Raw genomic sequence first — 22,411 nt, 5'->3', positions numbered from 1 at the left:
GGCGGAGGGTGACCCCCGCCCGAGCGGCCTTCGCGTCCTGGAGCGCCATGCCCCACCTGGGCCTCCGGCCTGCCCCCCCGCAAGCAGGAGGGGGCAGGAGCCGCTCGGACACGGCGAGGGTCGAAAGGTCCTGGCCGTCGGCCGCGGAGGGTCAGTGCGTGGCGTCGGCCAGCCACAGGTCGGGGCCGAAGACCTCGTAGCGGATGTTGCGGGCGGGTATTCCGCCGCGCAGCAGTTGCGCCCTGACCTCGCGCATGAAGGGGAGCGGGCCGCACAGGTACACGCTCGCGTCGGCGGGCAGTTCCAGCGCATCGAGATGCATCCGCCCCGTCCGGAAGCCGGTCTCCTGCTCCGCGTCCCGTTCGTACCAGAACGTGGCGCGTGCGTTCGGCAGCGTGCCGACGAGCCGGTCGGTGTCGGCGCGCAGGGCGTGGTCGGCGGGTGAGCGGTCGGCGTGCAGGACGGTGACGGGGCGGGTGGGGGCGGTGGCCGCGAGGTGTTCGAGCATGGAGACCATGGGCGTGCAGCCGATGCCGGCGGAGACGAGGAGCAGGGGTGCGTCCGAATCGTCGAGCACGACATCGCCGAAGGGGGCGGAAAGGGTGAGTTCGTCGCCGGCCTCGAGGGTGCGGTGCAGCAGGCCCGACACCTCACCGTCGGGGGCTTCTCCTTCGCCGGTCGCGCGCTTGACGGTGATGCGGCGCATCTGGTCGCCGGGAGCCGAGGAAAGGCTGTACTGGCGAAGCTGGTGCACTCCGTCCGGCATCTGCACGCGCACGCTGACGTACTGCCCGGCCCGAGCACGAGGGGCAGCGGCGCCGTCGGCGGGGCGGAGCAGGAAGGAGACGGTGTCGGGGGTCTCCTGGCGGCGTTCGATGATGGTCCACTGCCGCCACGGGTGTCCGGGCCGTACCTGTGCCTCGAGGTAGAGGCGTGCCTCCTGAGCGATGAGAGCGCCGGCCATCAGCCAGTAGACCTCGTCCCAGGCGGCCGCGACGTCAGGGGTGACCGCTTCGCCCAGGACCTCGGCGATGGCGGCGAACAGGTACTTGTGCACGACCGTGTACTGGTCTTCGGTGACGCCGACGGCGACGTGCTTGTGGGCGATGCGGGCGAGCAGGGCGTCCGGGCGGGTGTCGGGGTCGGCCAGCAGCGCTCCGGCGAAGGCGGCGATCGACCCGGCCAGCGCCCGGCGCTGTGCGCCGTTCGCCTGGTTTCCTCGATTGAACATGCCGTCCAGCAGTTCGGGGTGCTCGGCGAGCATCGTCGCGTAGAAGCGGGTGGTTATCTCGTCCAGCGACTCGCCGACGGCAGGCAGGGTGGCCCGGATCAGCGAGGCCGACTCGGCAGACAGCATGACACTCCTGAGAGAGGAAGCGGAGGGATGGGCGCCGCGCAGCGGCAGGCACCGTCCGGTCTAACAGCTCGGGACCGCCGCGCCGCTTCGGAACGCAGGACGCGGGACCATGGTCCCGCAGGTCAGGGCCCCCCGGGCCCGTCCCGGGCCACGCGAGCCGGGACCAGCGGCCCCTGCGCGGTGCACGACGAACGATCGATGGTCCCGAGGTGCTGAGCAGGGGCCGAACCGGCACTGGCCGGTCACGAACGAGTCGCGGCTGTGGCGCGGTGCGTCGCGGCGTCAGCGGTCCCCCCTGAGCGCGGAGCACCCGGCGCCGAGGCGGACAGGAAGACCGCCGGGCGCCTCCCCTTCCACGGTGCATCAGCCTCGCGCGCCGGACCTTCGGGCGATCACGGCATCCACTCTGGCCGGAGAGCGGAAGGGGGGCGCCCACGCGTGGCAGACCAGGGCCGCTCAGGCCCGCATCGGGGACGATCGGCCCCGGTGCCGTCTGCCGGCCCCGTGTGAGGCTGAGGACATCACATCCGCTGGGGCCCCGCTCTCAACGGCGGCATCGGGAGGCAGCATGTCTGGCATCATCACCGTAGGACTGGACGGGACCGACCACGCCTCGGCGGCGGCGGACTGGGCCGCGCAGGAGGCCGATCGCCGGGGGGCGTCCCTGCGTCTTGTCCACGCCTGGGTCTGGCGCCCCACCGACGTGGTGTACGTCGGCGACCGGGCGGCCGAGGAGCGGTGGGTGCGCGACATGCTCGCCGAGGCCCGGTCCCGCGTGGTCGGGCAGCACCCGACCCTTGACGTCACCACGGAGCTCCTCGTCGAGGACCCGGTGCCCGCCCTCCTTGCCGAGGCCGCACGCGCCGACATGCTGGTCCTGGGGTCACGCGGATACGGGACCCTGACCGGATACCTGGTCGGTTCCGTATCGCTGAAGGTGTTGCGCCATGCGGCAGGGCCGGTCGTCATGGTGGGAAGGCCGAACCCCGGCGCGCCCGAGCGGACCCCGGAAGTGGTGGTCGGTGTCGAACCCGGGCAGACCGGTGAATCGGTCCTGGAGTTCGCCTTCTCCGCCGCGGCCGGACGCGGAGCGACGCTGCGTGCCGTACACGCCTGGAGCGTCCCGACGGTCCTCGCCTGGAGCCCGGGTTCGCTGTATCTGGTCCCCGAGGCGGACGGTCTGGAGCAGATCAACAGGGAGGTCCTGGCCGACACCCTGAAGCCGTGGCGCGACACGTACCCGCAGGTGGAGGTCGTCGAGCACTTCGAGATCGGCTCGGCCTCCGAGGTCCTGCTGTCCAGCAGCGCCCGTGCCGGCCTGGTGGTCGTCGGGCGGCGCAGCCACGAGGAGGGCCTGCGGCGCCTCGGTCCGGTCACCCACGCCGTTCTGCACCATGCCACGGCCCCCGTGGCTGTCGTGCCTCACGACTGTCCCGCCAGTTAGGGCCGCAGCCCGGGGGCGAGTACGCCGCGACCCCTTCGGCCCGCACATCGGCGGCGTCACGCACGCGGTGCTCCACCACGCCACCGCATCCGTCGCCGTCATCGTCCACGGCTGAAGCGCGCCGCGACGAAGAGTTCCGGCCGCCCGGCTGCGCCCGGTCGGCGCAGGAGGGCGTCAGCGCCGCCGCCGGCGAAGAGGACGGCACCCCTCGCGGGGTGCCGTCGGACCCGTCGTTCAGTCGGTGATCTCGACCTGCGCGCCCTGTGTCTCCGGCTTCTTCTGTGTGATGCCCTGGAGGAGCGCGGCGAGGTCGACGCCGGTGGCGGAGGAGAGCAGTTCCATGCCCTGGGTGACGTTGTCGGTCACGGTGCGGGTCAGCCGGCTCGCTCCGTCGGTGGAGATGACGGTCATCTTGTCGACCGCGGCGAGCGGTTCGGCGGCCTTGGCGACGACCTGCGGCAGGACCTCGACGAGCATCTGCAGGACGGCGGCGTCGCCGTACTGCGCGAAGGCGTCGGCCTTCTTCCGCATGGCCTCGGCCTCCGCCGCGCCCTTGGCGCCGATGGCGGCGGCCTCCGCCTCGCCCTCGATGCGTACGGCCTCGGCGAGCGCGGCGCGCTGCGCCTTCTCGCCCTCACCGGTCAGCCGGGCCCGCTCGGCCGCGGCCTCCGCCTCCTTCACCGAGGCGATACGGCGGGCCTCCGCCTCCTGCTCCGCCTGGTAGCGGGCGGCGTCCGCGGGCTTGCGGACCTGGGTGTCCAGCTGCCGGTCCGTCAGCGCGGCCTGGCGGGCGGCGACCTTCTCCTGCTCGGACAGGATGTCCTGCTGCCGGGCGGCCTCGGCGAGCGGACCCGCCGCGTTGGCCTGCGCCGCCGCCTCGTCCGTCTGCGCCTTGATCTCGGCCTGCTTCAGGTACAGCGTCCGCTGGGCGACGGCGATCTCCTCCTCCGCCTTCAGTCGGGCCTGTTCGGCGGCACGGCGGGCGACGGCCTCGGCGATGTCGGCCTCCTGCTTGGCCCGGGCCGCCTCCGGGCGGCCGAGGTCCTCCAGGTAGGAGCCCTCGGTGGTGATGTCCTGGATCTGGAAGGCGTCGAGCACCAGGCCCTGGCCCGACAGGCTCGCCTCGGCCTCCTCGGCGACCTGCCCGGCGAACGCGGCGCGGTCGCGGATGATGTCCTCCACCGACATCCGGCCGACGATGGAGCGCAGCGCGCCGGAGAGCACCTCCTGGGTGAAGCCGACGATGCCGTCCTGCTGCATCAGGAACCGCTGGGCCGCCGCCCTGATCGAGTCCTCGGTCCCGCCGACCTTGACGATGGCGACCCCCTCCAGGTTCGCCTTCACACCGCGCAGGGTGACGGCGCCGCGCACCGCGACGGGGATGTGCCGGCTGGACAGGTCGAGGCTGAACTTCTGCTGCACGAACGGCACGACGAAGACCCCGCCGCCGACCACGACCTTCTGGCCGCTGTTGTCCGTGTACTCGCGCCCGGTCGTGGGATCGGTGGTCTTCTTGCCGCGCCGACCGGTGATGATGAACGCCTCGCTGGGCCCGGCGACCTTGTAGCGCGTGATCACGACGAGGCCGAGCAGCACCAACAGGACGACGATGCCCACCACAGCGGTGAGGACAGGGCTCATGACGAGACCCCCTTCGATCGGAACCAAGAAGTGGAGAAAGCAGGCAGTGGCGGAGGCGTCAGCGTTCGACGGGGCGCACGGTCACCGACGTCGGCGAGAGCACGGACTCGACCCACACCTCGGTGCCGCGTGCGACGGGCGCGCCGGCCCTCGCCGCGTACTTCACCGGCTGACCCGCGAGGTGCAGCAGCACCTCGCCGTAACCGCCGGCCGGGATCGCCGTCACCACCGCACCCGACGTCCCGGTCAGGTCCTCGCCCCGCGGTGCGGGCGCGGCGCCGTCGCGCATGAGCGCCCGGCCGAACCGCCAGGTCCCCCACCCCACGCCGACCCCCGCGACCACGCCCGCACCGGTGGCGACCCCCGCCCCCGTACCGGTCGTGCCGAGCACGATCGCCCCCGTGAAACCGAGGGCCGACACGAACCCGGCGATCACTGGCAACGACAGGATCCCGTCCAGCCCCCCGCCGAACCCGTCGAGGACCCCCTCCCACACCCCGTCGAAGACCAGCGAGAGGACCAGCAGCACCAGACCCCCGATGCCGAGACCAAGAAACCAGACCATTCCCGCTCCTTCGGTCACCGGGTTCGTTCTGCCGTCAGGGCCATCGTGGCAAAGGACCGCGCATGCGTTCACTGCCGTACTTCGGCAATCTTTACGCCCTCTTAATGCCGTGGTCGCGCGGGGCGGGAACGCGGCGGAGAGAGCGGCCCTGCGCGCAGGTGCTTCCTCGAGGTCCACGGGCTCGTCCCGGCTGACGAAGTGCCGCGTGTGGGAGGCGCATCGAGCGGGGTGCGGTCGATGTGTGCGTACCTCGGGCCCCCTCGATCAGGGGCGCATCGCTCCCTGAACGCCGGGAGGGGCGCGGTTTCGGCATCAAGAGGGCGTAAGGATTGCCGAGAACCAGCAATGCGCCAGCGGACTCCCCAGGGTCAGAATCGCTCCGACGGCATCGCGGCCTGTGTGCCCCGATGCCGAGTTCCGGAAGAGGCGAGGGCTGGGGAGGGTGGGCATGTCGGTCCTCCTCGACGCGGCCTGCGGCTTTCCCACCATGCTCCTGACCTCTGCCGTCGCCGTGCTCGTCGGCTTCTGGTCGCTCGTGCTGTGCCGTGCGGTCGGGCGTGACGCCTTCGATGCCGACCTCGACATGGAAGCCCTGGGCTTCGGCGGTGCTCCCGTCGCGCCGGCCGGCACGCTGTTCATCGGGGTCGCATGGGTGCTCGACCTGTTAGGCATGGTGCTGCTGGGCCGAGTCGGTCTGCCCGGACTCTGGTCCCTTCTCTTCTCCGTCGTGCTGCTCGCGGCGGCTCTGGCGGTGTCGTGGCGGCTGACGAGGTGGCTGGCCGGACGGGTGAGGAAACGTCGCCGGGAGGACAGGACCATTTCCTCTCAGGCTCCTGACCTGCGGAGATAAGTGCACGATGAACGGACGGGACCGTCCGGATAACGGTCGCGTCACGAGTGCTGGGCTTTTGGAAGATCACCTTCCGTAATGTGATCCGCATCACGTGCTGTGTGTCAGGTCTCGTGGTAGGAATGCGCAACTCCGCAGGTGGCACCACCCCTCGCCGCCTCGTGGAGGGCCGGTGCACCTCCGGCCTGCTCGACCCCGGTGATCACTGTCCGAGTCCGCGGACGGTTCACCTCCGGTCGCCGAACGGACAACGGCGTTCGCTCAAAGCCCGCACCCCCCACCGGCGCTCCTCCCGCGCGTCGGCCCCTGCGCCATTGAGGTCCCCACCGTGTCACTCGACTCCATCACCCAGTCCGTCGACAAGGCAGTCAGCGGATTCTTCGAGCCCATAGCCACCTGGCTGGGCGAGGTCGTCTTCTTCGCCGTCCCCGTCGGCGGCACCGAGCTGCCCCTCATCGTGGCCTGGCTGGTCGTGGCCGGTGTGGTCTTCACCGGCTGGTTCGGCTTCGTGCAGCTGCGGAAGTTCCGCCTCGCGGTCGACGTGGTCCGCGGCAAGTACGACGAGAAGGGGTCGGCCGGTGAGGTCAACCACTTCCAGGCCCTGACGGCGGCCGTGTCCGGCACGGTCGGCCTCGGCAACATCGCCGGTGTGGCGGTCGCCGTCTCCATCGGTGGCCCCGGCGCGACGTTCTGGATGATCCTCTGCGGTCTGCTTGGCATGGCGACCAAGTTCGTCGAGGTCACCCTCGGCGTGAAGTACCGCGAGGTGCACGCCGACGGCACGGTCTCCGGCGGCCCCATGCACTACCTGCCCAAGGGCCTCGCCGACCGCTTCGGCAAGAACGGCAAGACCCTCGGCAAGGTCCTCGCGGTCCTCGCCTCCTTCTTCGTGCTGTTCTTCGGCCTCTTCGGCGGCAACCTCTTCCAGGTCAACCAGTCCTACGCCCAGCTCGTCTCCGTCACGGGCGGCGAGAGCGGCGCCCTGGGCTCCTCCGCGGGCGCTCTGTTCTTCGGCATCCTGATCGCCGCCCTCGTCGGCATCGTGCTCCTCGGCGGCATCCGCTCGATCGCCTCCGTCACCAGCAAGCTCGTTCCCGCCATGGCCGGCATCTACATCGCCGCCTGCCTCGTGGTCATCGCCGTCAACGTCACCGCCGTGCCCGCCGCCGTCTCCTCGATCGTCGAGGGCGCCTTCAACCCGCAGGGCGTCGCCGGCGGTGTCCTCGGTGCCCTGATCATCGGCTTCAAGCGGGCCGCGTTCTCCAACGAGGCCGGCCTCGGCTCCGCCCCGATCGCCCACTCCGCGGTCAAGACCAAGCACCCCGCCAGCGAGGGCCTGGTCGCCCTCCTGGAGCCGTTCATCGACACCGTCGTCATCTGCACCATGACCGCGCTGACCATCGTCATCGCCAACCCGGCCAGCTACGTCGAACTCCGCAACGGCGGCGACTCCATCGGCGGCGTCACCATCACCTCCGACGCCTTCGCCACCGTTCTGCCCTGGTTCCCGTACATCCTGACCCTCGCGGTCCTGCTGTTCGCGATCTCCACGGTGCTGACGTGGGGCTACTACTGCCAGAAGGCATGGACCCACCTGTTCGGCCGCAGCCGCGCCAGCGAGCTGACCTTCAAGGTCTCCTACACGCTCTTCGCGGTCGCGGGCTCCCTGCTCACGCTCCAGACCCTGATCGACATGGCCGACGCGGTGCTGTTCCTGCTCGCCGTCATCAACATCATCGGCCTCTACCTCCTCGCCCCCGTCGTCAAGCGGGAGCTGAACTCCTTCCTCGCCTTCGTCAAGCGCCGCGACGCCGGCCTCGACACCGACGAGGACACCGAGGGCGACACCGACCAGGAGCCGGTGAAGACCACCGTCTGACCGCCCCCCGGCGGCCCGGCTCCCGAAGGACCCCGTCCCCACCCCGCGCCTTGGTGAGGACGGGGTCCTTCACCCTGTTCCACGCCGTTCCAGCAGGTGAGAGACGCCCTGGTGAGACCCCCGCGCACCCGATAGGGTGTGAAGAACGCATCAAGAACACGATGCTGGTGTGCCGGGAAGTCTGGTCGGCGTCGAGGGGCCCGTGTGCCCACCTGCCGACCACCCCGGAGCTTCCTCCCCATGACCCAGGCACGCCCCCGCAAGACCGCCTTCGGACTGCTTCCCTGGCCCGAACGCCAGGCGATCACCGAGGCCCTGCGCACCGAGACCGTCGGCGGGCTCGTCCTGCTCGCCGCCGCCGTCGTCGCGCTCGTGTGGGCCAACAGCCCGTGGAGCGGCGCCTATGAGTCGATACGGGACTTCCACTTCGGCATACCGGCCCTCGGCCTCGACCTGTCCGTCGGCCACTGGACCGCCGACGGCCTTCTCGCCGTCTTCTTCCTCGTCGCCGGCATCGAGCTGAAGCGCGAACTGGTCGTCGGCGAACTGCGCACCCCCGCCACCGCAGCTCTTCCCGTCGTCGCGGCCCTGTGCGGCATGGCCGTCCCCGCCGCCCTCTACCTGCTCACCGCCTCGGCGGGCGGCGGCAGCCTCGACGGCTGGGCGGTGCCCATGGCCACCGACATCGCCTTCGCCCTCGCCGTCCTGGCCGTCATCAGCACCCATCTGCCCTCCGCGCTACGGGCGTTCCTGCTCACCCTCGCCGTCGTCGACGACCTCGGCGCCATCCTCATCATCGCGATCTTCTTCACCAGCGACCTGAACTTCTGGGCGCTGGGAGGCGCGTTCGCCGGGCTGATCCTCTTCTACGTCCTCCAGCGCCTCCGCGTGCGCGGCTGGTGGTGGTACGTGCCCCTCGGCATCGCGATCTGGGCGCTGATGTACAACTCCGGTGTCCACGCCACGGTCGCCGGCGTCGCCATGGGCCTCATCCTGCGCACCACCCGCGACAAGGGCGAGAAGGTCCCGCCGGGCGGGCGCGTCGCCCACCTCGTCCACCCCTTCTCCGCGGGCGTCGCCGTTCCCCTCTTCGCCCTCTTCGCCGCGGGCGTCAGCGTCTCCGGCGAGGCCCTCGGCCACGTCTTCACCGACCCCGAACCCCTCGCCGTCCTGACCGGCCTGGTCGTCGGCAAGATCCTCGGCATCTTCCTGGGCACCTACCTCGCCGCCCGCTTCACCCGCGCCGAGCTCAACCCCGACCTCGCCTGGGCCGACGTCCTCGGTCTCGCCACCCTCGCCGGCATCGGCTTCACCGTCGCCCTCCTCATCGGCGAACTCGCCTTCCCCGATCCGGCCCGGGCCGAACACGTCAAGGCCGCCGTCCTCATCGGCTCCCTCACCGCCGCCGCCCTCGCCGCCCTCCTCCTGCGCCGCCGCAACCGCGTCTACAAGCGACTGTGGGAAGAGGAGAACCTGGACGAGGACGCCGACGGCGTACCCGACATCTACCAGGCGGGAGCCCAGGCAGGCCGCTCGCATTGACGGGTGACGGCCCGGGGCCGGCCCCGCTCGGCGCGACCGTGGTCCTCGCGCTCCTCGTGAACCGTACGGCCGCCCGCGAGCTCAGGGCTCCAGGGCCCGCTGTCCGGCTCGTCCGGCGCTCGAAAGCCTCCTGCCGGAAGGTAGGGTCTACGCTGTGACGTGCGGTCACCGCATGATCGTCCGTCTTCACCGACCGACGGTCAACGCGGGTCGAACCCGTCTCGACACCGCGTCAGGCCGCGCGGCGTCCGCCTGCGGTCCTGTGTATCGGAGGGGCTTGTGCGACGTGGCGAAGTCTGGTGGGTCCGGTTCGACGAGCGGAGGCCGGTCGTACTGCTGTCCGGGGACGACGCGTCCGGGTTCCAGGTGATGCAGGTCGTCGCTCCGGCGGGCGTCGACATGAGCGGTCTGGGCATCGAGGTGTCGGTCGGCGTCGGTGAGGGGCTGCCGTTCGAAGGCGTGCTGCGGTTCGCGTTCCGGCGTCCGGGCTTCACCCCGTGCACGTGGCAGACCACCGTGTCCCGGGACGACCTGATCGAGCGGGCGGCCGTCCTGTCCTCCGGCAAGCTCGGCGAGATCGACGACGCCCTCCGACTCGCCGAACGCGCACAGGAGCCGACCCCGGCGACGACCGCGAAGCTCAGGGGGATGAGGGACGCCCTCCGTCGCGGTGAACTCGGGTAGGCGGAGAGGGAACCGACGCCCGCGAGGAGCGTGAGGGCGAGCCCGGACGTGCGCGGGGGACCGGTACGCGCGGCCCGGCCCCACCTGCTGCGGACACCCGGGATCGCGCGATCCGGCCGCATTGGAGTCGCTGGAGGCCCCCATAGAGCATGATCAGCGGTCCGGCGGCGGGACTCGGCGGGGGAGGCGGTGGTCAGCACGTCAGCACGTCCTCGGTCCCGCCGACCGCCGTTCCCGCCCGGCGCCCGCCCGGCTTCACGCTCCGAAGGAGCAGACCGCTCGCTCCGGCCTGCCGGTCACTGTGCCGCCCGCTGTCGCAGCGTGCTCTGCCACGCCGGAAGCGGTTCCTCGTCTTCGGTCCTCCTCTGGTGGCCGCCGCGTGCGAAGAAGTCGGCGAGCGGAAGGGTCCCCGCCCCGACGGTGACGGCGTCGGGACCGAATGTGCCGAGGTCGATGCGGACGTGCGCGGCGGGGTGGGCCAGTGCGTAGGAGGTGGCGTAGGTCCGCACCGACTGGAGGAAGCGCGAACCGAGCTGGAGGCCCGCCCAGCCGCCGACGAGGATGCGTTCGGGCTGGAAGAGGTTGATGAGGTTGGCGAAGCCGGCGCCGAGGTACTCGGCGGTCTCCTCCAGCACGTCCAGGGCGGTCATGTCGGGGGCGGGCACGGTGCCGTCGGGGCCGGGGGAGGGGTAGGCGGCGGCGAGCATCGCGGTGAGGGCCGTCTCCTCGTCCGCGTCGGCGGGCAGGCGACCGCCCGCCTCCGCCCAGCGTTCCAGGAGCGCCTCCGAGCCGGCGTACGCCTCCAGGCAGCCCTGGGCGCCGCACCGGCAACGGCGTCCCCGGACCCGTACGGTCATGTGCCCCCATTCCACGGCACGGCCGGTCGGCATGTCCTCGGTGACCACGCAGGCGCCGACGCCGGAGCCGAACAGGACGACGACGGCGCTCTGCGCTCCGCGGCCGGCTCCGAACCACATCTCGGCCTGGCCGAGCGTCTTGGCTCCGTTGTCGATGTAGTACGGGACGTCCGGTGGCAGCAGGCGGGCGTCGCGCAGCAGCCGTTCCAGTGGCACGGCGTCCCAGCCGATGGTCTGTCCGTGCACGACGGCGCCGTCCTCGGGTGTGCGGGCGACGATGCCGGGGACGCCGATGCCGACGCCGAGCAGGCGCTCCGGCGGGATGCCGGCCGTGTCGAGGACCTCGGTGATGCCCTCGCGGAGGTGCCCGACGACGACGTCGACGTCGTAGCGGTCGATGCGGCGCGGCCCTCCTGGCCTGAGGGGCTTCTCCGCGCGTGCCAGTTCGGTGAGGGCGAGGTCGAAGAGCTCGACCCGCACCCGCGTCTCGCCCACGTCCACGCCGATCATGTAGGCGCTGCCGGGTCTGATGCGCAGCAGGGTCCGTGGCCTCCCGCCCTTGGAGTCGACGCTGCCCGCCTCCTCGACCAGGCCCTCGGCGATCAGGTCCGACACCACGTTGCTGACGGATCCGGAGCTGAGTCCCGTGACGGGGCCCAGGGAGAAGCGGCTCAAAGGCCCGTCGAAATACAACCGTTGCAAGATGGCGGTCCGGTTCTCCCGTCGCAGGTCACGTACCGTTCGGCCGCTGCGTGCTCGCACTGTGCCCCCTGTCCTTGAGGTCTCTGATCGCAACATACCTCGGTGACCGCTCTTGACGGGCCCTTCGCTTGCAGTTTAACTCACATCCTAAATTAAGCCGTGGGGTTGTTGGGGAGCGGCTGCGGAGCGCCGCCCCTTCCCCCGCAGTCGGCTTCCCGCCCCTTCCTGAAAGGCCTCTGGAGCCATGCGCAGAGTCAGAGCCGCAGCCATCGGCGCCGTCACCCTCTCGCTCGTCCTCTCCGCCGCCGCGTGCGGCGGCGGGGCCGACGGCGGCGGCTCCCACGCACAGTCCAGGACACTCACGTACTGGGCGTCCAACCAGGGCGCCAGCCTCGAGGTGGACAAGAAGGTCCTCCAGCCCGAGCTCGACAAGTTCGAGAAGCGGACGGGCATCAAGGTCAAGCTGGAGGTCGTGCCCTGGGGCGACCTGCTCAACCGCATCCTCACCGCCACCACCTCAGGCCAGGGCCCCGATGTCCTCAACATCGGCAACACCTGGGGCGCCTCCTTGCAGGCCGGCGGCGCGCTGCTGCCGTGGGACGAGGCGAACTTCGAGAAGATCGGCGGCAGGGACCGCTTCGTGGAATCGGCGCTCGGCTCCACCGGCGCCACCGGCCAGGACCCCGCGGCCGTCCCGCTCTACTCCATGGCATACGCCCTCTACTACAACAAGAAGATGTTCGCCGAAGCCGGCATCACCAAGCCGCCGGCCACCTGGGACGAGCTGGTCGCCACCGGCAAGAAGCTGACCAAGGACGGCAAGGCCGGCATCGGAGTCGAGGGCTCCAACCTCTCGAACAACATCCACCAGGTCTTCGTGCTCGGCAAGCAGCACGGCGCCGACTTCTTCACGCCCGACGGCAAGGCCGACTTCACCTCGGACGGCGCCGTCGCCGCGGTCAAGCAGTACGTCGACCTGATGGCGGAGCACGAGATCGTGGCCGAGGGCAACGCCGAGTACGCCCAGAACCAGTCCCTGAGCGACTTCGCCAAGGACAAGACCGCCATGGTGCTGTGGCAGACCGCCTCCGCCACCTTCGCCTCGCAGGGCATGACGGAGGACGAGTGGGGCGTGGCCCCCGCCCCCGTGCAGTCCGGAGCACCGGGCCAGGGCAGGAACACGAACTCCATGGTCGCCGGAATCAACATGGGCGTGTTCAAGAACACCAAGAACCTCGACGGCGCCCTGAAGTTCGTCCACTTCATGACCGGGGACGAGGAACAGAGGATCCTCAACAAGGCGTACGGCTCCATCCCCCCGGTCAAGTCCGCCCAGCAGGACCCGGCGTTCGACACCCCCGCGCTCACCGTCCTGCGCGACACCCTCGCGACCAGCGCCGCCGCCCTGCCGCAGGTTCCCGAGGAGTCGCAGTTCGAGACCGTCGTGGGCACCGCGGTCAAGGAACTCTTCGCCGACGCGGCCGCCGGCCGGCCGGTGACCACGGAGTCGGTGAGGGCCAAGCTCGAGAAGGCCCAGCAGCAGATGCCGAAGAAGTGAGCGCGGACACCTCCATGACCACCACCGTCACTCCCGACACGGGCCGACGGACGGCAGGCAGGACCCCGCCCGGAGCGACGCCCCGCGCCCGCCGCTCCGGGCGGCTGCGCCGCGTCTCCCTGCCGTACGTACTGCTGCTCCCCGCCGTCGTCCTGGAACTCCTCGTCCACCTGGTGCCGATGCTGATCGGCATCGTCGTCAGCTTCAAGGAGCTCACCCAGTTCTACCTGCGCGACTGGAGCGCGGCGCCCTGGGCCGGGCTCGACAACTACACCGTCAGCGTGGACTTCGACGCCCCCGTGGGCCAGGCACTGCTCGGTTCCTTCGTCACCACGTGCCTGTTCACCGTGCTCTCCGTCGGGCTGTGCTGGCTGCTCGGTGTGACCGCCGCGATCTTCATGCAGGAGACGTTCAGGGGCCGGGGCTTCCTGCGCACGGTGTTCCTCGTCCCGTACGCGCTGCCGATCTACGCCGCGGTCATCACCTGGGCGTTCATGTTCCAGCGGGACAACGGTCTGGTGAACCACGTCATCCACGACCAGCTCGGCCTCACCGACAGCCCGCCGTTCTGGCTGATCGGCGAGAACAGCTTCGTCACCCTGCTCGTCGTCTCGGTCTGGAAGGGCTGGCCCTTCGCCTTCCTCATCATGATGGCCGGCCTGCAGAACATCCCCCGCGAGATGTACGAGGCCGCGGCCCTCGACGGCGCCGGGGTGTGGCAGCAGATCCGCCGGATCACCCTGCCGTCGCTCCGCCCCGTCAACCAGGTCCTGGTGCTGGTGCTGTTCCTGTGGTCGTTCAACGACTTCAACACGCCGTTCGTGCTGTTCGGCGAGGCGGCGCCCGAATCCGCCGACCTGATCTCCCTGCACATCTACCAGTCCTCGTTCCAGACCTGGAACTTCGGCACCGGCTCGGCCATGTCGGTCCTGCTGCTGACGTTCCTGCTCGTCGTGACGGGCGTCTACCTCGCGGTCACCTCCCGGGGAAGGGAGGCGAACGATGTCTGACCACGCTCGGCGTGCGCGCTCGAGGTCACCGATGGCGGCGCCCCGGTCGTTCCTCTGGAGCCGGCGGATCTTCCTGACGCTGCTGACCGCCTTCGTGCTGCTGCCGGTGTACGTGATGGTCTCCAGCTCGCTGAAACCGCTCCAGGACGTGTCGGGGAAGTTCCAGTGGATCCCCACGGGACTCACGATCCGGCCGTACTTCGACATCTGGGAGACCGTCCCGCTCGCCGACTACTTCGTCAACTCGCTGATCGTGGCCGGCGCCGCGACGGTCTGCTCGGTGGTGATCGCGGTCTTCGCCGCCTACGCGGTGAGCCGCTACTCCTTCCGCGGCAAACGGGTCTTCACGGTGACCGTGCTGTCGACGCAGATGTTCCCCGGCATCCTCTTCCTGCTGCCGCTGTTCCTCATCTACGTCAACATCGGCAACGCCACCGGCATCGCCCTCTTCGGCTCGCGCGCCGGGCTGATCATCACGTACCTCACCTTCTCCCTGCCCTTCTCCATCTGGATGCTCATCGGGTACTTCGACTCGGTGCCCCGCGAACTCGACGAGGCCGCCAAGGTCGACGGCTGCGGCCCGCTCGGCGCCCTCTTCCGGGTCATCGTCCCGGCGGCCGTCCCCGGCATCGTCGCCGTCGCCGTCTACGCCTTCATGACCGCCTGGGGCGAGGTCCTCTTCGCCTCCGTCATGACCGACGACACCACCCGCACCCTCGCCGTGGGACTCCAGGGCTACTCCACCCAGAACGACGTGTACTGGAACCAGGTGATGGCCGCGTCCCTCGTCGTGAGCCTGCCCGTCGTCGCCGGCTTCCTGCTCCTCCAGCGCTACCTCGTCGCCGGGCTCACCGCCGGCGCCGTCAAGTGACCTTCCCTCCCCAGCTGATCTCCGAGAGGTTCTCCGTGTCCGACTCCATAGACCTCGGCGCCTTCCCCCGCGACTTCGCCTGGGGCACCGCCACGTCCGCCTACCAGATCGAGGGAGCCGTCACGGAGGACGGCCGCGGCCCCTCCATCTGGGACACGTTCTCCCACACCCCGGGCAAGATCGACAACGACGACCACGGCGACGAGGCCTGCGACCACTACCACCGCTGGCCCGAGGACATCGCGCTCATGCGGCGGCTCGGCGTCGACGCCTACCGGCTGTCCATCGCCTGGCCCCGTGTCGTCCCCGACGGCAGCGGAGCGGTCAACGCCGCCGGCCTCGACTTCTACGACCGGCTCATCGACGCCCTGCTCGCCGCCGGGATCACGCCGTCGGTCACGCTCTACCACTGGGACCTGCCCCAGGCGCTGCAGGACCGCGGCGGCTGGACCGTGCGGGAGACAGCCGAGCACTTCGCGTCGTACGCCTCCGTCGTCGCCGCGCGCCTCGGGGACCGGGTCACCCAGTGGGCCACGCTCAACGAACCGCTCTGCTCGGGCTGGATCGGTCACCTGGAGGGCCGGATGGCCCCCGGCCTCACCGACCTGACGGCCGCCGTCCGGGCCTCCTACCACCTGCTGCTCGGGCACGGGCTGGCCACCCGGGCCGTCCGCGCCGCCCGCCCCGGCGCGCAGGTCGGCATCGTCACCAACCACAGCACCGTCGCGGCGGCCTCGGACAGCCCCGAGGACACCGCCGCGGCCCTCCGCATGGACGGTCACACCAACCGCTGGTGGCTCGACCCGGTCTACGGCCGCGGCTTCCCCACGGACATGCGCGAGCTGTACGGCGTCGAGCTGCCCGAGCAGCCCGGTGACGCGGCAACCATCGCCGCGCCCCTCGACTGGCACGGCCTCAACTACTACTTCCCGGTGACCGTCACCGACGACCCGGCGGGCCCCGTCCCGTACGCCCGCGAGGTGCGCCTGCCCGACGTGCCCCGCACGGGCATGGACTGGCAGATCGACGGGGGCGGCCTCGAAGCCCTCCTGCTGCGGCTCACCGAGGACTACGGCATCCGGAAGCTGTACGTCACCGAGAACGGCTCGGCCTTCCCCGACGCCGTCGGCCCCGACGGCGAGGTCCACGACCCCGAGCGGACCGCCTACTTCGAGGAGCACGTGGAGGCCTGCGCCCGAGCCGTCCGCAAGGGCGCCCCGCTCGCCGGCTACTACGCCTGGTCGCTGCTCGACAACTTCGAGTGGGCCTACGGCTACGACAAGCGCTTCGGGCTCGTCCACGTCGACTACGCCACCCAGAAGCGGACCGTGAAGACGAGTGGCCGGCGCTACGCGGAGATCATCCGCAGCCACCGCAGGATCCACGCGTAACCGCCCGCCACGGCCGGTGCACGCCGCTCGCGGCCGTTCAGGCCGACTCGCGCACGTCCAGCTCGGCGTCGAACAGCACGGAGGCGGGCCGGGTGCGGGTTCCCTGGATGTGTTCCGACAGGAGACGGGCCATCGCCGCCGCCATCTTCTCCACCGGCTGGCGCACCGTGGTCAGAGGAGGGCGGCACGTCACCGCCACGCTGGAGTCGTCGAAGCCGACGACCGCCACGTCCTTCGGGATCCGCTTGCCCTGCTCACGCAGGAACTGGCACGCCCCCTGGGCCATGAGGTCGTTCGCGGCGAACACACCGTCCACGTCCGGGTGGTCACGCAACAGCTCCGCCATGGCCGCGGCACCGCTGTCGACCGTGAAGGTGCCTTCGGCGACAGGAACGTCGGCCACCCCGGCGGAGGCCAGCGCCGCACGGAAGCCGTCGAGACGGTCGCGGGCCGCGGGGATCGACTGCGGGGCCGAGATCGTCGCGATCCGCCGGCACCCTCTGGCCAGGAGGTGCTCGGCGGCAAGGCGGGCCCCTTCGGCGTGCGCGAGGTCGACATGGCTGACGGTGTGCGGATGTTCGGGGCGGGCGAAGAGCACGACGGGGATCCGGGCGGCGGTCAGCATCGCGGGCAGGGGGTCGGCGACTTGGACGGAGACCACCAGCGCGCCGTCCGCGGTGCCCTGGCTCAGATAGTCGACGACCTGTTCCCTCGCGGCGTCGGACTCGGCGACCAGGAGCACCGGATGCATCGCGTGCGACCGCAGGTACCCGACCACGCCGCTGACCACCCGGCCGAAGAACGGGTCGGCGAACACGCGTGAGCCGAAGGTGTCACCCGCCCCGGAGATGATCAGCGCGACCGTCTCCGTCCGCTGGGTGACCAGCGACCTGGCGGCCCGGTTGGGCCTGTACCCCGTCTGCTCGATCGCGTGGCGGACGAGCTCCTGGATGTCGGGGGCCACGTTGCGAACGCCGTTGACGACCCGGGACACCGTCGCCCGGGACACCCCCGCCCGGCGTGCGACATCCTCCAGCGTCGGGCCCCTTCTGCTCATGTCCGGAACCCTAGCGCGCCGTTGCGCCCACGAGGTCGCCGAGCCGACGCGTGCCCGAAGGGCCCGCCCTGCCGCACGGCGGGCCGCCGGCCCGCTCCGTGACGCGCGCTCTCTCCTACTTAATGGAAGGCTAAAGAAAAGTCGGTCAGGATCCTTGACCGCCCCCAGAGGTACAGGCCAAGGTCTGGAGAGCGCTCTCCCGTATCAGCTTGTTAAGGAGCCCTCCATGCCCTTCGGCATACCGGACGCAGCCCCGTCCCGTGGACGCCCCACTCCTCCAGCCCGCAAGGGCATCGCCTTGGCGGTGGCCGCCGCCCTGGCCGGCAGCTTGCTCGCGCTGGTCCCGGCCACGACGGCGCAGGCCGCCCCCACCCTGCTGTCCCAGGGGAAAACGGCGACGGCCTCCTCCGTGGAGGGGCCCGCCTTCCCCGCGAGTGCCGCGGTCGACGGCAATCTCACCGGCACCCGCTGGGCCAGCTCCTGGCAGGACTCCCAGTGGCTCCAGGTCGACCTCGGCAAGAGCGCCACGCTCAGCCACGCCGTCCTGACCTGGGAAGGCGCGTACGGCAAGAGCTACCAGATCCAGTCCTCGGAGAACGGCACGGACTGGCGGACCGTCACCGCCGTCTCCGCCGGCGACGGCGGCACCGACGAGGTCACCCTGTCCGGCACCGGCCGCTACGTCCGGATGAACGGCATCACCCGGGGCACCGGGTACGGCTTCTCCCTCTGGGAGTTCCAGGTGTACGGCTCCGGCGACGGCACCGGACCGACCCTGCCCGGGGGCGGCGACCTCGGCCCCAACGTGCACGTCTTCGACCCTTCGACCCCGGACATCCAGGGCAAGCTGGACCAGGTCTTCCGGCAGCAGGAGTCGGCCCAGTTCGGCTCCGGCCGGCACGCCTTCCTCTTCAAGCCCGGCACGTACAACAACCTGAACGCGCAGATCGGCTTCTACACCCAGATCGCGGGCCTCGGGCTGCGTCCGGGCGACACCACCATCAACGGTGACGTGACCGTCGACGCGGGCTGGTTCAACGGCAACGCCACCCAGAACTTCTGGCGGGGCGCGGAGGGCCTGACCCTCAACCCGGTCAGCGGCACGAACCGCTGGGCGGTCTCGCAGGCATCCGCCTTCCGCCGCATGCACGTCAAGGGCGGCCTCAACCTCGCGCCCAACGGCTACGGCTGGGCCTCCGGCGGCTACATCGCCGACTCGAAGATCGACGGCCAGGTCGGGAACTACTCGCAGCAGCAGTGGTACACCCGCGAGAGCTCGATCGGCGGCTGGTCCAACAGCGTGTGGAACCAGACCTTCTCGGGTGTCGAGGGTGCTCCGGCGACCTCCTTCCCCGAGCCGCGCTACACCACGCTGCACACCACGCCGATCTCCCGGGAGAAGCCCTACCTCTTCCTCGACGGCAACGAGTACAAGGTCTTCGTGCCGGCCAAGCGCGTCAACGCGCGCGGTACGAGCTGGGCGAACGGCACCCCGCAGGGCCAGGCCGTCCCGCTCGGTCAGTTCTACGTGGTCAAGCCGGGCGCCACCGCCGCCACGATCAACCAGGCGCTGGCCCAGGGCCTGCACCTGCTGTTCACCCCGGGCGTCTACCACGTCGACCGGACCATCGAGGTGAACCGCGCCAACACCATCGTGCTCGGTCTCGGCCTCGCCACGATCGTCCCCGACAACGGCGTCACCGCGATGAGGGTGGCCGATGTCGACGGCGTCCGGCTCGCCGGGTTCCTCATCGACGCCGGCCCGGTCAACTCCCCGACCCTGCTGGAGATCGGCCCGCAGGGCGCCGGCGCGGACCACTCCGCCAACCCCACCACCGTGCAGGACGTGTACATCCGCATCGGCGGCGCCCACGTCGGCAAGGCCACCACCAGCATGGTCGTCAACAGCGACGACACGATCGTCGACCACACCTGGGTGTGGCGCGCCGACCACGGCGAGGGCTGGGGCTGGGAGACCAACCGGGCCGACTACGGTGTCCGCGTCAACGGCGACGACGTGCTGGCCACCGGCCTGTTCGTCGAGCACTTCAACAAGTACGACGTCGAGTGGTACGGCGAGCGCGGCCGCACGATCTTCTACCAGAACGAGAAGGCCTACGACGCGCCCAACCAGGCCGCCATCCAGAACGGCACCACCAAGGGGTACGCCGCCTACCGCGTCGACGACTCGGTGAACACCCACGAGGCGTGGGGCCTGGGCAGCTACTGCAACTACAACGTGGACCCGACCATCGTCCAGGACCACGGCTTCAAGGCACCCGTGAAGCCGGGGGTGAGGTTCCACAGCCTCCTGGTCGTGTCCCTCGGCGGCATGGGCCACTACAACCACGTCATCAACGACACCGGTGCCTCCACCATCCCCGCCGGCACCTCGACCGTGCCGTCGACCGTCGTGTCCTTCCCCTGACGCGCCACCGTCTCCTCGCCGGGCTTCGGTGACGAGACGGAGCCGGCAGCGACACCCCGGGCCGGGTGAACAGTCCCCGCGCCCCGGCCCGGGGCACCCACCGCACCACCCGACCGGCCAGGACGCCCCGCCCCGGACGTTCATGAATGACATGGGCATGACAGAGCCGCCGGGCCCGGAGAGCGCCGCACCGGCGGGCGAGCCCCCCCGCCGGGAACCGGCCGCACCACCGCCATCGACGTCAGGAGCCGCAATGCCCCCTCCCCACTCCCCGGCCGCACCGGCCCGCCGCACGCGCGGCACGGCGGCAGCCCTCACCCTCGGAGCGCTCCTCGCTTCCTCCCTCACCCTCACCACCGCGCCCCGCGCGAGCGCCGCGGAGACCCTGCTGTCCCAGGGCAGGACGGCCACCGCCTCCTCACAGGAGGGCGGGGCCTTCTCCGCCGCCGCCGCCGTCGACGGCGACCTCACCGGCACCCGGTGGGCGAGCCAGTGGAGCGACGCCCAGTGGCTCCAGGTCGACCTCGGCGCCGTCAGGGACCTGAGCCGCGTGGTCCTGACCTGGGAAGCCGCGTACGGCAGGAACTACGAGATCCAGGTCTCGGACAACGGAACCGGCTGGCGCACGGTGAAGACCGTCACCGGCAGCGACGGCGGCACCGACGACCTCGCGGTCTCCGGTACGGGCCGGTACGTCCGCATGAACGGCCTCGTCCGCTCCGGCGGCTACGGCTACTCCCTGTGGGAGTTCCAGGTCTACGGCACCGACGGCCCGACCGGCCCTCCGCCGGGCGGCGCGGTCGAGGTGACCGGCGCGCAGGGGAACTGGCAGCTGACCGTCGGCGGCCAGCCGTACACCGTCAAGGGCCTCACCTGGGGTCCGGCCGTCGCGGACGCCCCGACGTACATGCCGGACCTGAAGTCCATGGGCGTCAACACCATCCGCACCTGGGGCACGGACGGGGGCACCAAGCCGCTGCTCGACACCGCCGCGGCACACGGGATCCGGGTGGTCAACGGCTTCTGGCTCCAGCCGGGCGGCGGCCCCGGTTCCGGCGGCTGCGTCGACTACGTCACCGACACGACGTACAAGAACACCATGCTCAACGAGTTCGCCAGGTGGGTCGACGCCTACAAGTCGCACCCGGCGACGCTCATGTGGAACGTCGGCAACGAGTCCGTCCTCGGCCTGCAGAACTGTTACAGCGGCACCGAGCTGGAAGCCCAGCGCAACGCCTACACCTCCTTCGTCAACGACGTCGCCAGGAAGATCCACTCCCTCGACCCCGACCACCCCGTGACCTCCACGGACGCGTGGACCGGCGCCTGGCCCTACTACAAGCGCAACGCCCCGGACCTCGACCTGTACTCGATGAACGCCTACGGCGACATCTGCGGGGTCCGCCAGGACTGGATCGACGGCGGCTACGACAAGCCGTACATCATCACCGAGACCGGCAACGCCGGCGAATGGGAGGTCCCCGACGACGTCAACGGCGTCCCCGACGAGCCGACCGATGTCCAGAAGGCCGCCGGCTACACCAGGGCATGGGACTGCGTCACCGGCCACCGGGGCGTCGCCCTGGGCGCGACGATGTTCCACTACGGCCTCGAGCACGACTTCGGCGGAGTCTGGTTCAACCTGCGTCCCGACGGCCTCAAGCGGCTGTCCTACTACGCGGTGAAGAGGGCCTACACCGGGTCGACCGCAGGTGACAACACCCCGCCCGTCATCACCGGCATGACCGTTTCCCCGGCGTCACAGGCGCCGGCCGGCGGCGAGTTCACCGTCCGCGCCGACATCCGCGACCCCGAGAACGACCCCCTGACCCACAAGATCTTCCTCAGCGGCACCTACGCCAACGGCGACAAGCGGCTGATCGAGGCGAAGTGGCGCGCCACCGGCAACGGCACCTTCGCCGTCACCGCGCCCGAGAGGCTCGGCGTCTGGAAGGTGTACGTCCGGTCCGAGGACGGCCGCGGCAACGCCGGCATCGAGACCAGGTCCGTCAAGGTCGTCGCCCCGCCCGTCACCGGCACCAACCACGCCCTGAACAAGCCCACGACCGCCTCCTCCGCCCAGACCTCCTACGGCGACTGCCCCTGCCCCGCGTCCCGTGCCACCGACGGCGACACCGGCACCCGCTGGGCCAGCGACTGGAGCGACCCGCAGTGGATCAGGGTCGACCTCGGTGCTCCCACCGCGGTCCGCACGCTGCAGCTGGTCTGGGACCCCGCCTACGCCAGGTCCTACGAAGTCCAGGTCTCCGACGACGGCACCACCTGGCGCACGGTCCACTCCACGACCACCGGCAACGGTGACATCGACACGATCGACGTGTCGGCGACGGCCCGCCACGTACGACTGCACCTGACCGCGCGCGGTACCGGCTGGGGCTACTCGCTCCACGAGTTCGGGATCTACGGCTGACCCCGCACCCGTGACGGCGCGACCGCGACCGGTCCGCCCACCGCGGCGCCGACCCCGGCCGCACCACGTGTCCGGACCCCGGGCGGCGGGAGCGAGCCGCCTCCCGCCGCCCGCGGACGCACGGCAGCACCACGCCCACCTCAC

16 protein-coding genes are annotated in these 22,411 nt (G+C 70.8%); 11 read left to right on the top strand and 5 right to left on the bottom strand.

What is annotated here, in order from left to right; genetic code table 11:
* Positions 1 to 151 precede the first annotated feature (151 nt).
* Positions 152 to 1,357: a globin domain-containing protein gene (locus ABD954_RS03375; protein WP_345484235.1), complete on the bottom strand. Its 1,206-nt coding sequence runs from the start codon at positions 1,355 to 1,357 to the stop codon at positions 152 to 154.
* A gap of 568 nt (positions 1,358 to 1,925) precedes the next feature.
* On the opposite strand from ABD954_RS03375, the gene ABD954_RS03370 reads away from it, so the two are divergent.
* Complete coding sequence (locus tag ABD954_RS03370; protein WP_345484234.1) at positions 1,926 to 2,801, top strand: universal stress protein; 876 nt, start codon at positions 1,926 to 1,928, stop codon at positions 2,799 to 2,801.
* Between the two features lie 234 nt (positions 2,802 to 3,035).
* Here ABD954_RS03370 and ABD954_RS03360 read toward each other — a convergent pair whose 3' ends face one another.
* Together ABD954_RS03360 and ABD954_RS03355 are read right to left on the bottom strand one after the other, a co-directional pair.
* Positions 3,036 to 4,442 (bottom strand): flotillin family protein, encoded by a 1,407-nt coding sequence (locus ABD954_RS03360; RefSeq protein ID WP_345484233.1) that lies wholly within the window; start codon positions 4,440 to 4,442, stop codon positions 3,036 to 3,038.
* 58 nt (positions 4,443 to 4,500) lie between these two features.
* Positions 4,501 to 5,007, bottom strand: a complete 507-nt coding sequence (locus tag ABD954_RS03355; RefSeq protein WP_345484232.1) for a hypothetical protein — start codon at positions 5,005 to 5,007, stop codon at positions 4,501 to 4,503.
* A 448-nt stretch (positions 5,008 to 5,455) separates the two neighbouring features.
* On the opposite strand from ABD954_RS03355, the gene ABD954_RS03350 reads away from it, so the two are divergent.
* The 4 genes from ABD954_RS03350 (at position 5,456) to ABD954_RS03335 (ending at position 9,962) form a co-directional block, all read left to right on the top strand.
* A complete protein-coding gene (locus ABD954_RS03350) occupies positions 5,456 to 5,857 on the top strand; it encodes a hypothetical protein (protein WP_345484231.1) in 402 nt (133 codons plus the stop codon).
* A 328-nt stretch (positions 5,858 to 6,185) separates the two neighbouring features.
* Positions 6,186 to 7,736, top strand: a complete 1,551-nt coding sequence (locus ABD954_RS03345) for an alanine/glycine:cation symporter family protein (protein ID WP_345484229.1) — start codon at positions 6,186 to 6,188, stop codon at positions 7,734 to 7,736.
* 240 nt (positions 7,737 to 7,976) lie between these two features.
* A complete protein-coding gene (nhaA, locus tag ABD954_RS03340) occupies positions 7,977 to 9,278 on the top strand; it encodes a Na+/H+ antiporter NhaA (RefSeq protein ID WP_345484228.1) in 1,302 nt (433 codons plus the stop codon).
* 279 nt (positions 9,279 to 9,557) lie between these two features.
* Complete coding sequence (locus ABD954_RS03335) at positions 9,558 to 9,962, top strand: type II toxin-antitoxin system PemK/MazF family toxin (protein ID WP_345484227.1); 405 nt, start codon at positions 9,558 to 9,560, stop codon at positions 9,960 to 9,962.
* A 296-nt stretch (positions 9,963 to 10,258) separates the two neighbouring features.
* Here the strand turns inward: ABD954_RS03335 and ABD954_RS03330 are convergent, their stop codons facing one another.
* A complete protein-coding gene (locus tag ABD954_RS03330) occupies positions 10,259 to 11,581 on the bottom strand; it encodes an ROK family protein (protein ID WP_345484226.1) in 1,323 nt (440 codons plus the stop codon).
* A gap of 184 nt (positions 11,582 to 11,765) precedes the next feature.
* Here ABD954_RS03330 and ABD954_RS03325 point away from each other — a divergent pair, with 184 nt between their 5' ends.
* Genes ABD954_RS03325 through ABD954_RS03310 form a run of 4 tightly spaced genes read left to right on the top strand, consistent with a single transcriptional unit; the run spans position 11,766 to position 16,351 of the window.
* On the top strand, positions 11,766 to 13,079 hold the full coding sequence (locus ABD954_RS03325) for an ABC transporter substrate-binding protein (protein WP_345484225.1): 1,314 nt from the start codon (positions 11,766 to 11,768) through the stop codon (positions 13,077 to 13,079).
* 14 nt (positions 13,080 to 13,093) lie between these two features.
* Entirely contained in the window at positions 13,094 to 14,089 is a 996-nt protein-coding gene (locus ABD954_RS03320; RefSeq protein ID WP_345484224.1) for a carbohydrate ABC transporter permease, read from the top strand.
* A 31-nt stretch (positions 14,090 to 14,120) separates the two neighbouring features.
* Positions 14,121 to 14,960 carry a carbohydrate ABC transporter permease gene (locus ABD954_RS03315; RefSeq protein WP_345484223.1) on the top strand — a complete coding sequence of 280 codons (840 nt, stop codon included), beginning with the start codon at positions 14,121 to 14,123 and terminating at the stop codon, positions 14,958 to 14,960.
* Positions 14,961 to 14,995: 35 nt separating this feature from the next.
* On the top strand, positions 14,996 to 16,351 hold the full coding sequence (locus ABD954_RS03310) for a GH1 family beta-glucosidase (protein WP_345484222.1): 1,356 nt from the start codon (positions 14,996 to 14,998) through the stop codon (positions 16,349 to 16,351).
* A gap of 37 nt (positions 16,352 to 16,388) precedes the next feature.
* Here ABD954_RS03310 and ABD954_RS03305 read toward each other — a convergent pair whose 3' ends face one another.
* On the bottom strand, positions 16,389 to 17,408 hold the full coding sequence (locus ABD954_RS03305) for a LacI family DNA-binding transcriptional regulator (protein ID WP_345484221.1): 1,020 nt from the start codon (positions 17,406 to 17,408) through the stop codon (positions 16,389 to 16,391).
* Between the two features lie 226 nt (positions 17,409 to 17,634).
* Between ABD954_RS03305 and ABD954_RS03300 the strand changes: the two genes are divergently transcribed.
* Positions 17,635 to 19,836, top strand: a complete 2,202-nt coding sequence (locus ABD954_RS03300) for a discoidin domain-containing protein (RefSeq protein ID WP_345484220.1) — start codon at positions 17,635 to 17,637, stop codon at positions 19,834 to 19,836.
* A 253-nt stretch (positions 19,837 to 20,089) separates the two neighbouring features.
* Positions 20,090 to 22,267, top strand: coding sequence for a discoidin domain-containing protein (locus ABD954_RS03295; protein WP_345484219.1), 2,178 nt, complete (start codon positions 20,090 to 20,092; stop codon positions 22,265 to 22,267).
* Positions 22,268 to 22,411: the final 144 nt, after the last annotated feature.

Source organism: Streptomyces roseoviridis (assembly GCF_039535235.1).
Taxonomy (GTDB): domain Bacteria; phylum Actinomycetota; class Actinomycetes; order Streptomycetales; family Streptomycetaceae; genus Streptomyces; species Streptomyces roseoviridis.
Note: the sequence above shows the minus strand (reverse complement) of the source record. Positions and strands in the feature narration are given on the sequence as shown.

Bases quoted from the DNA above. Each gene is read 5' to 3' on its own strand.
- ABD954_RS03375 (WP_345484235.1), bottom strand. From the start codon at position 1,357: ATGCTGTCTGCCGAGTCGGCCTCGCTGATCCGGGCCACCCTGCCTGCC.
- ABD954_RS03370 (WP_345484234.1), top strand. From the start codon at position 1,926: ATGTCTGGCATCATCACCGTAGGACTGGACGGGACCGACCACGCCTCG.
- ABD954_RS03360 (WP_345484233.1), bottom strand. From the start codon at position 4,442: ATGAGCCCTGTCCTCACCGCTGTGGTGGGCATCGTCGTCCTGTTGGTG.
- ABD954_RS03355 (WP_345484232.1), bottom strand. From the start codon at position 5,007: ATGGTCTGGTTTCTTGGTCTCGGCATCGGGGGTCTGGTGCTGCTGGTC.
- ABD954_RS03350 (WP_345484231.1), top strand. From the start codon at position 5,456: ATGTCGGTCCTCCTCGACGCGGCCTGCGGCTTTCCCACCATGCTCCTG.
- nhaA (WP_345484228.1), top strand. From the start codon at position 7,977: ATGACCCAGGCACGCCCCCGCAAGACCGCCTTCGGACTGCTTCCCTGG.
- ABD954_RS03325 (WP_345484225.1), top strand. From the start codon at position 11,766: ATGCGCAGAGTCAGAGCCGCAGCCATCGGCGCCGTCACCCTCTCGCTC.
- ABD954_RS03320 (WP_345484224.1), top strand. From the start codon at position 13,094: ATGACCACCACCGTCACTCCCGACACGGGCCGACGGACGGCAGGCAGG.
- ABD954_RS03315 (WP_345484223.1), top strand. From the start codon at position 14,121: ATGGCGGCGCCCCGGTCGTTCCTCTGGAGCCGGCGGATCTTCCTGACG.
- ABD954_RS03305 (WP_345484221.1), bottom strand. From the start codon at position 17,408: ATGAGCAGAAGGGGCCCGACGCTGGAGGATGTCGCACGCCGGGCGGGG.
- ABD954_RS03300 (WP_345484220.1), top strand. From the start codon at position 17,635: ATGCCCTTCGGCATACCGGACGCAGCCCCGTCCCGTGGACGCCCCACT.
- ABD954_RS03295 (WP_345484219.1), top strand. From the start codon at position 20,090: ATGCCCCCTCCCCACTCCCCGGCCGCACCGGCCCGCCGCACGCGCGGC.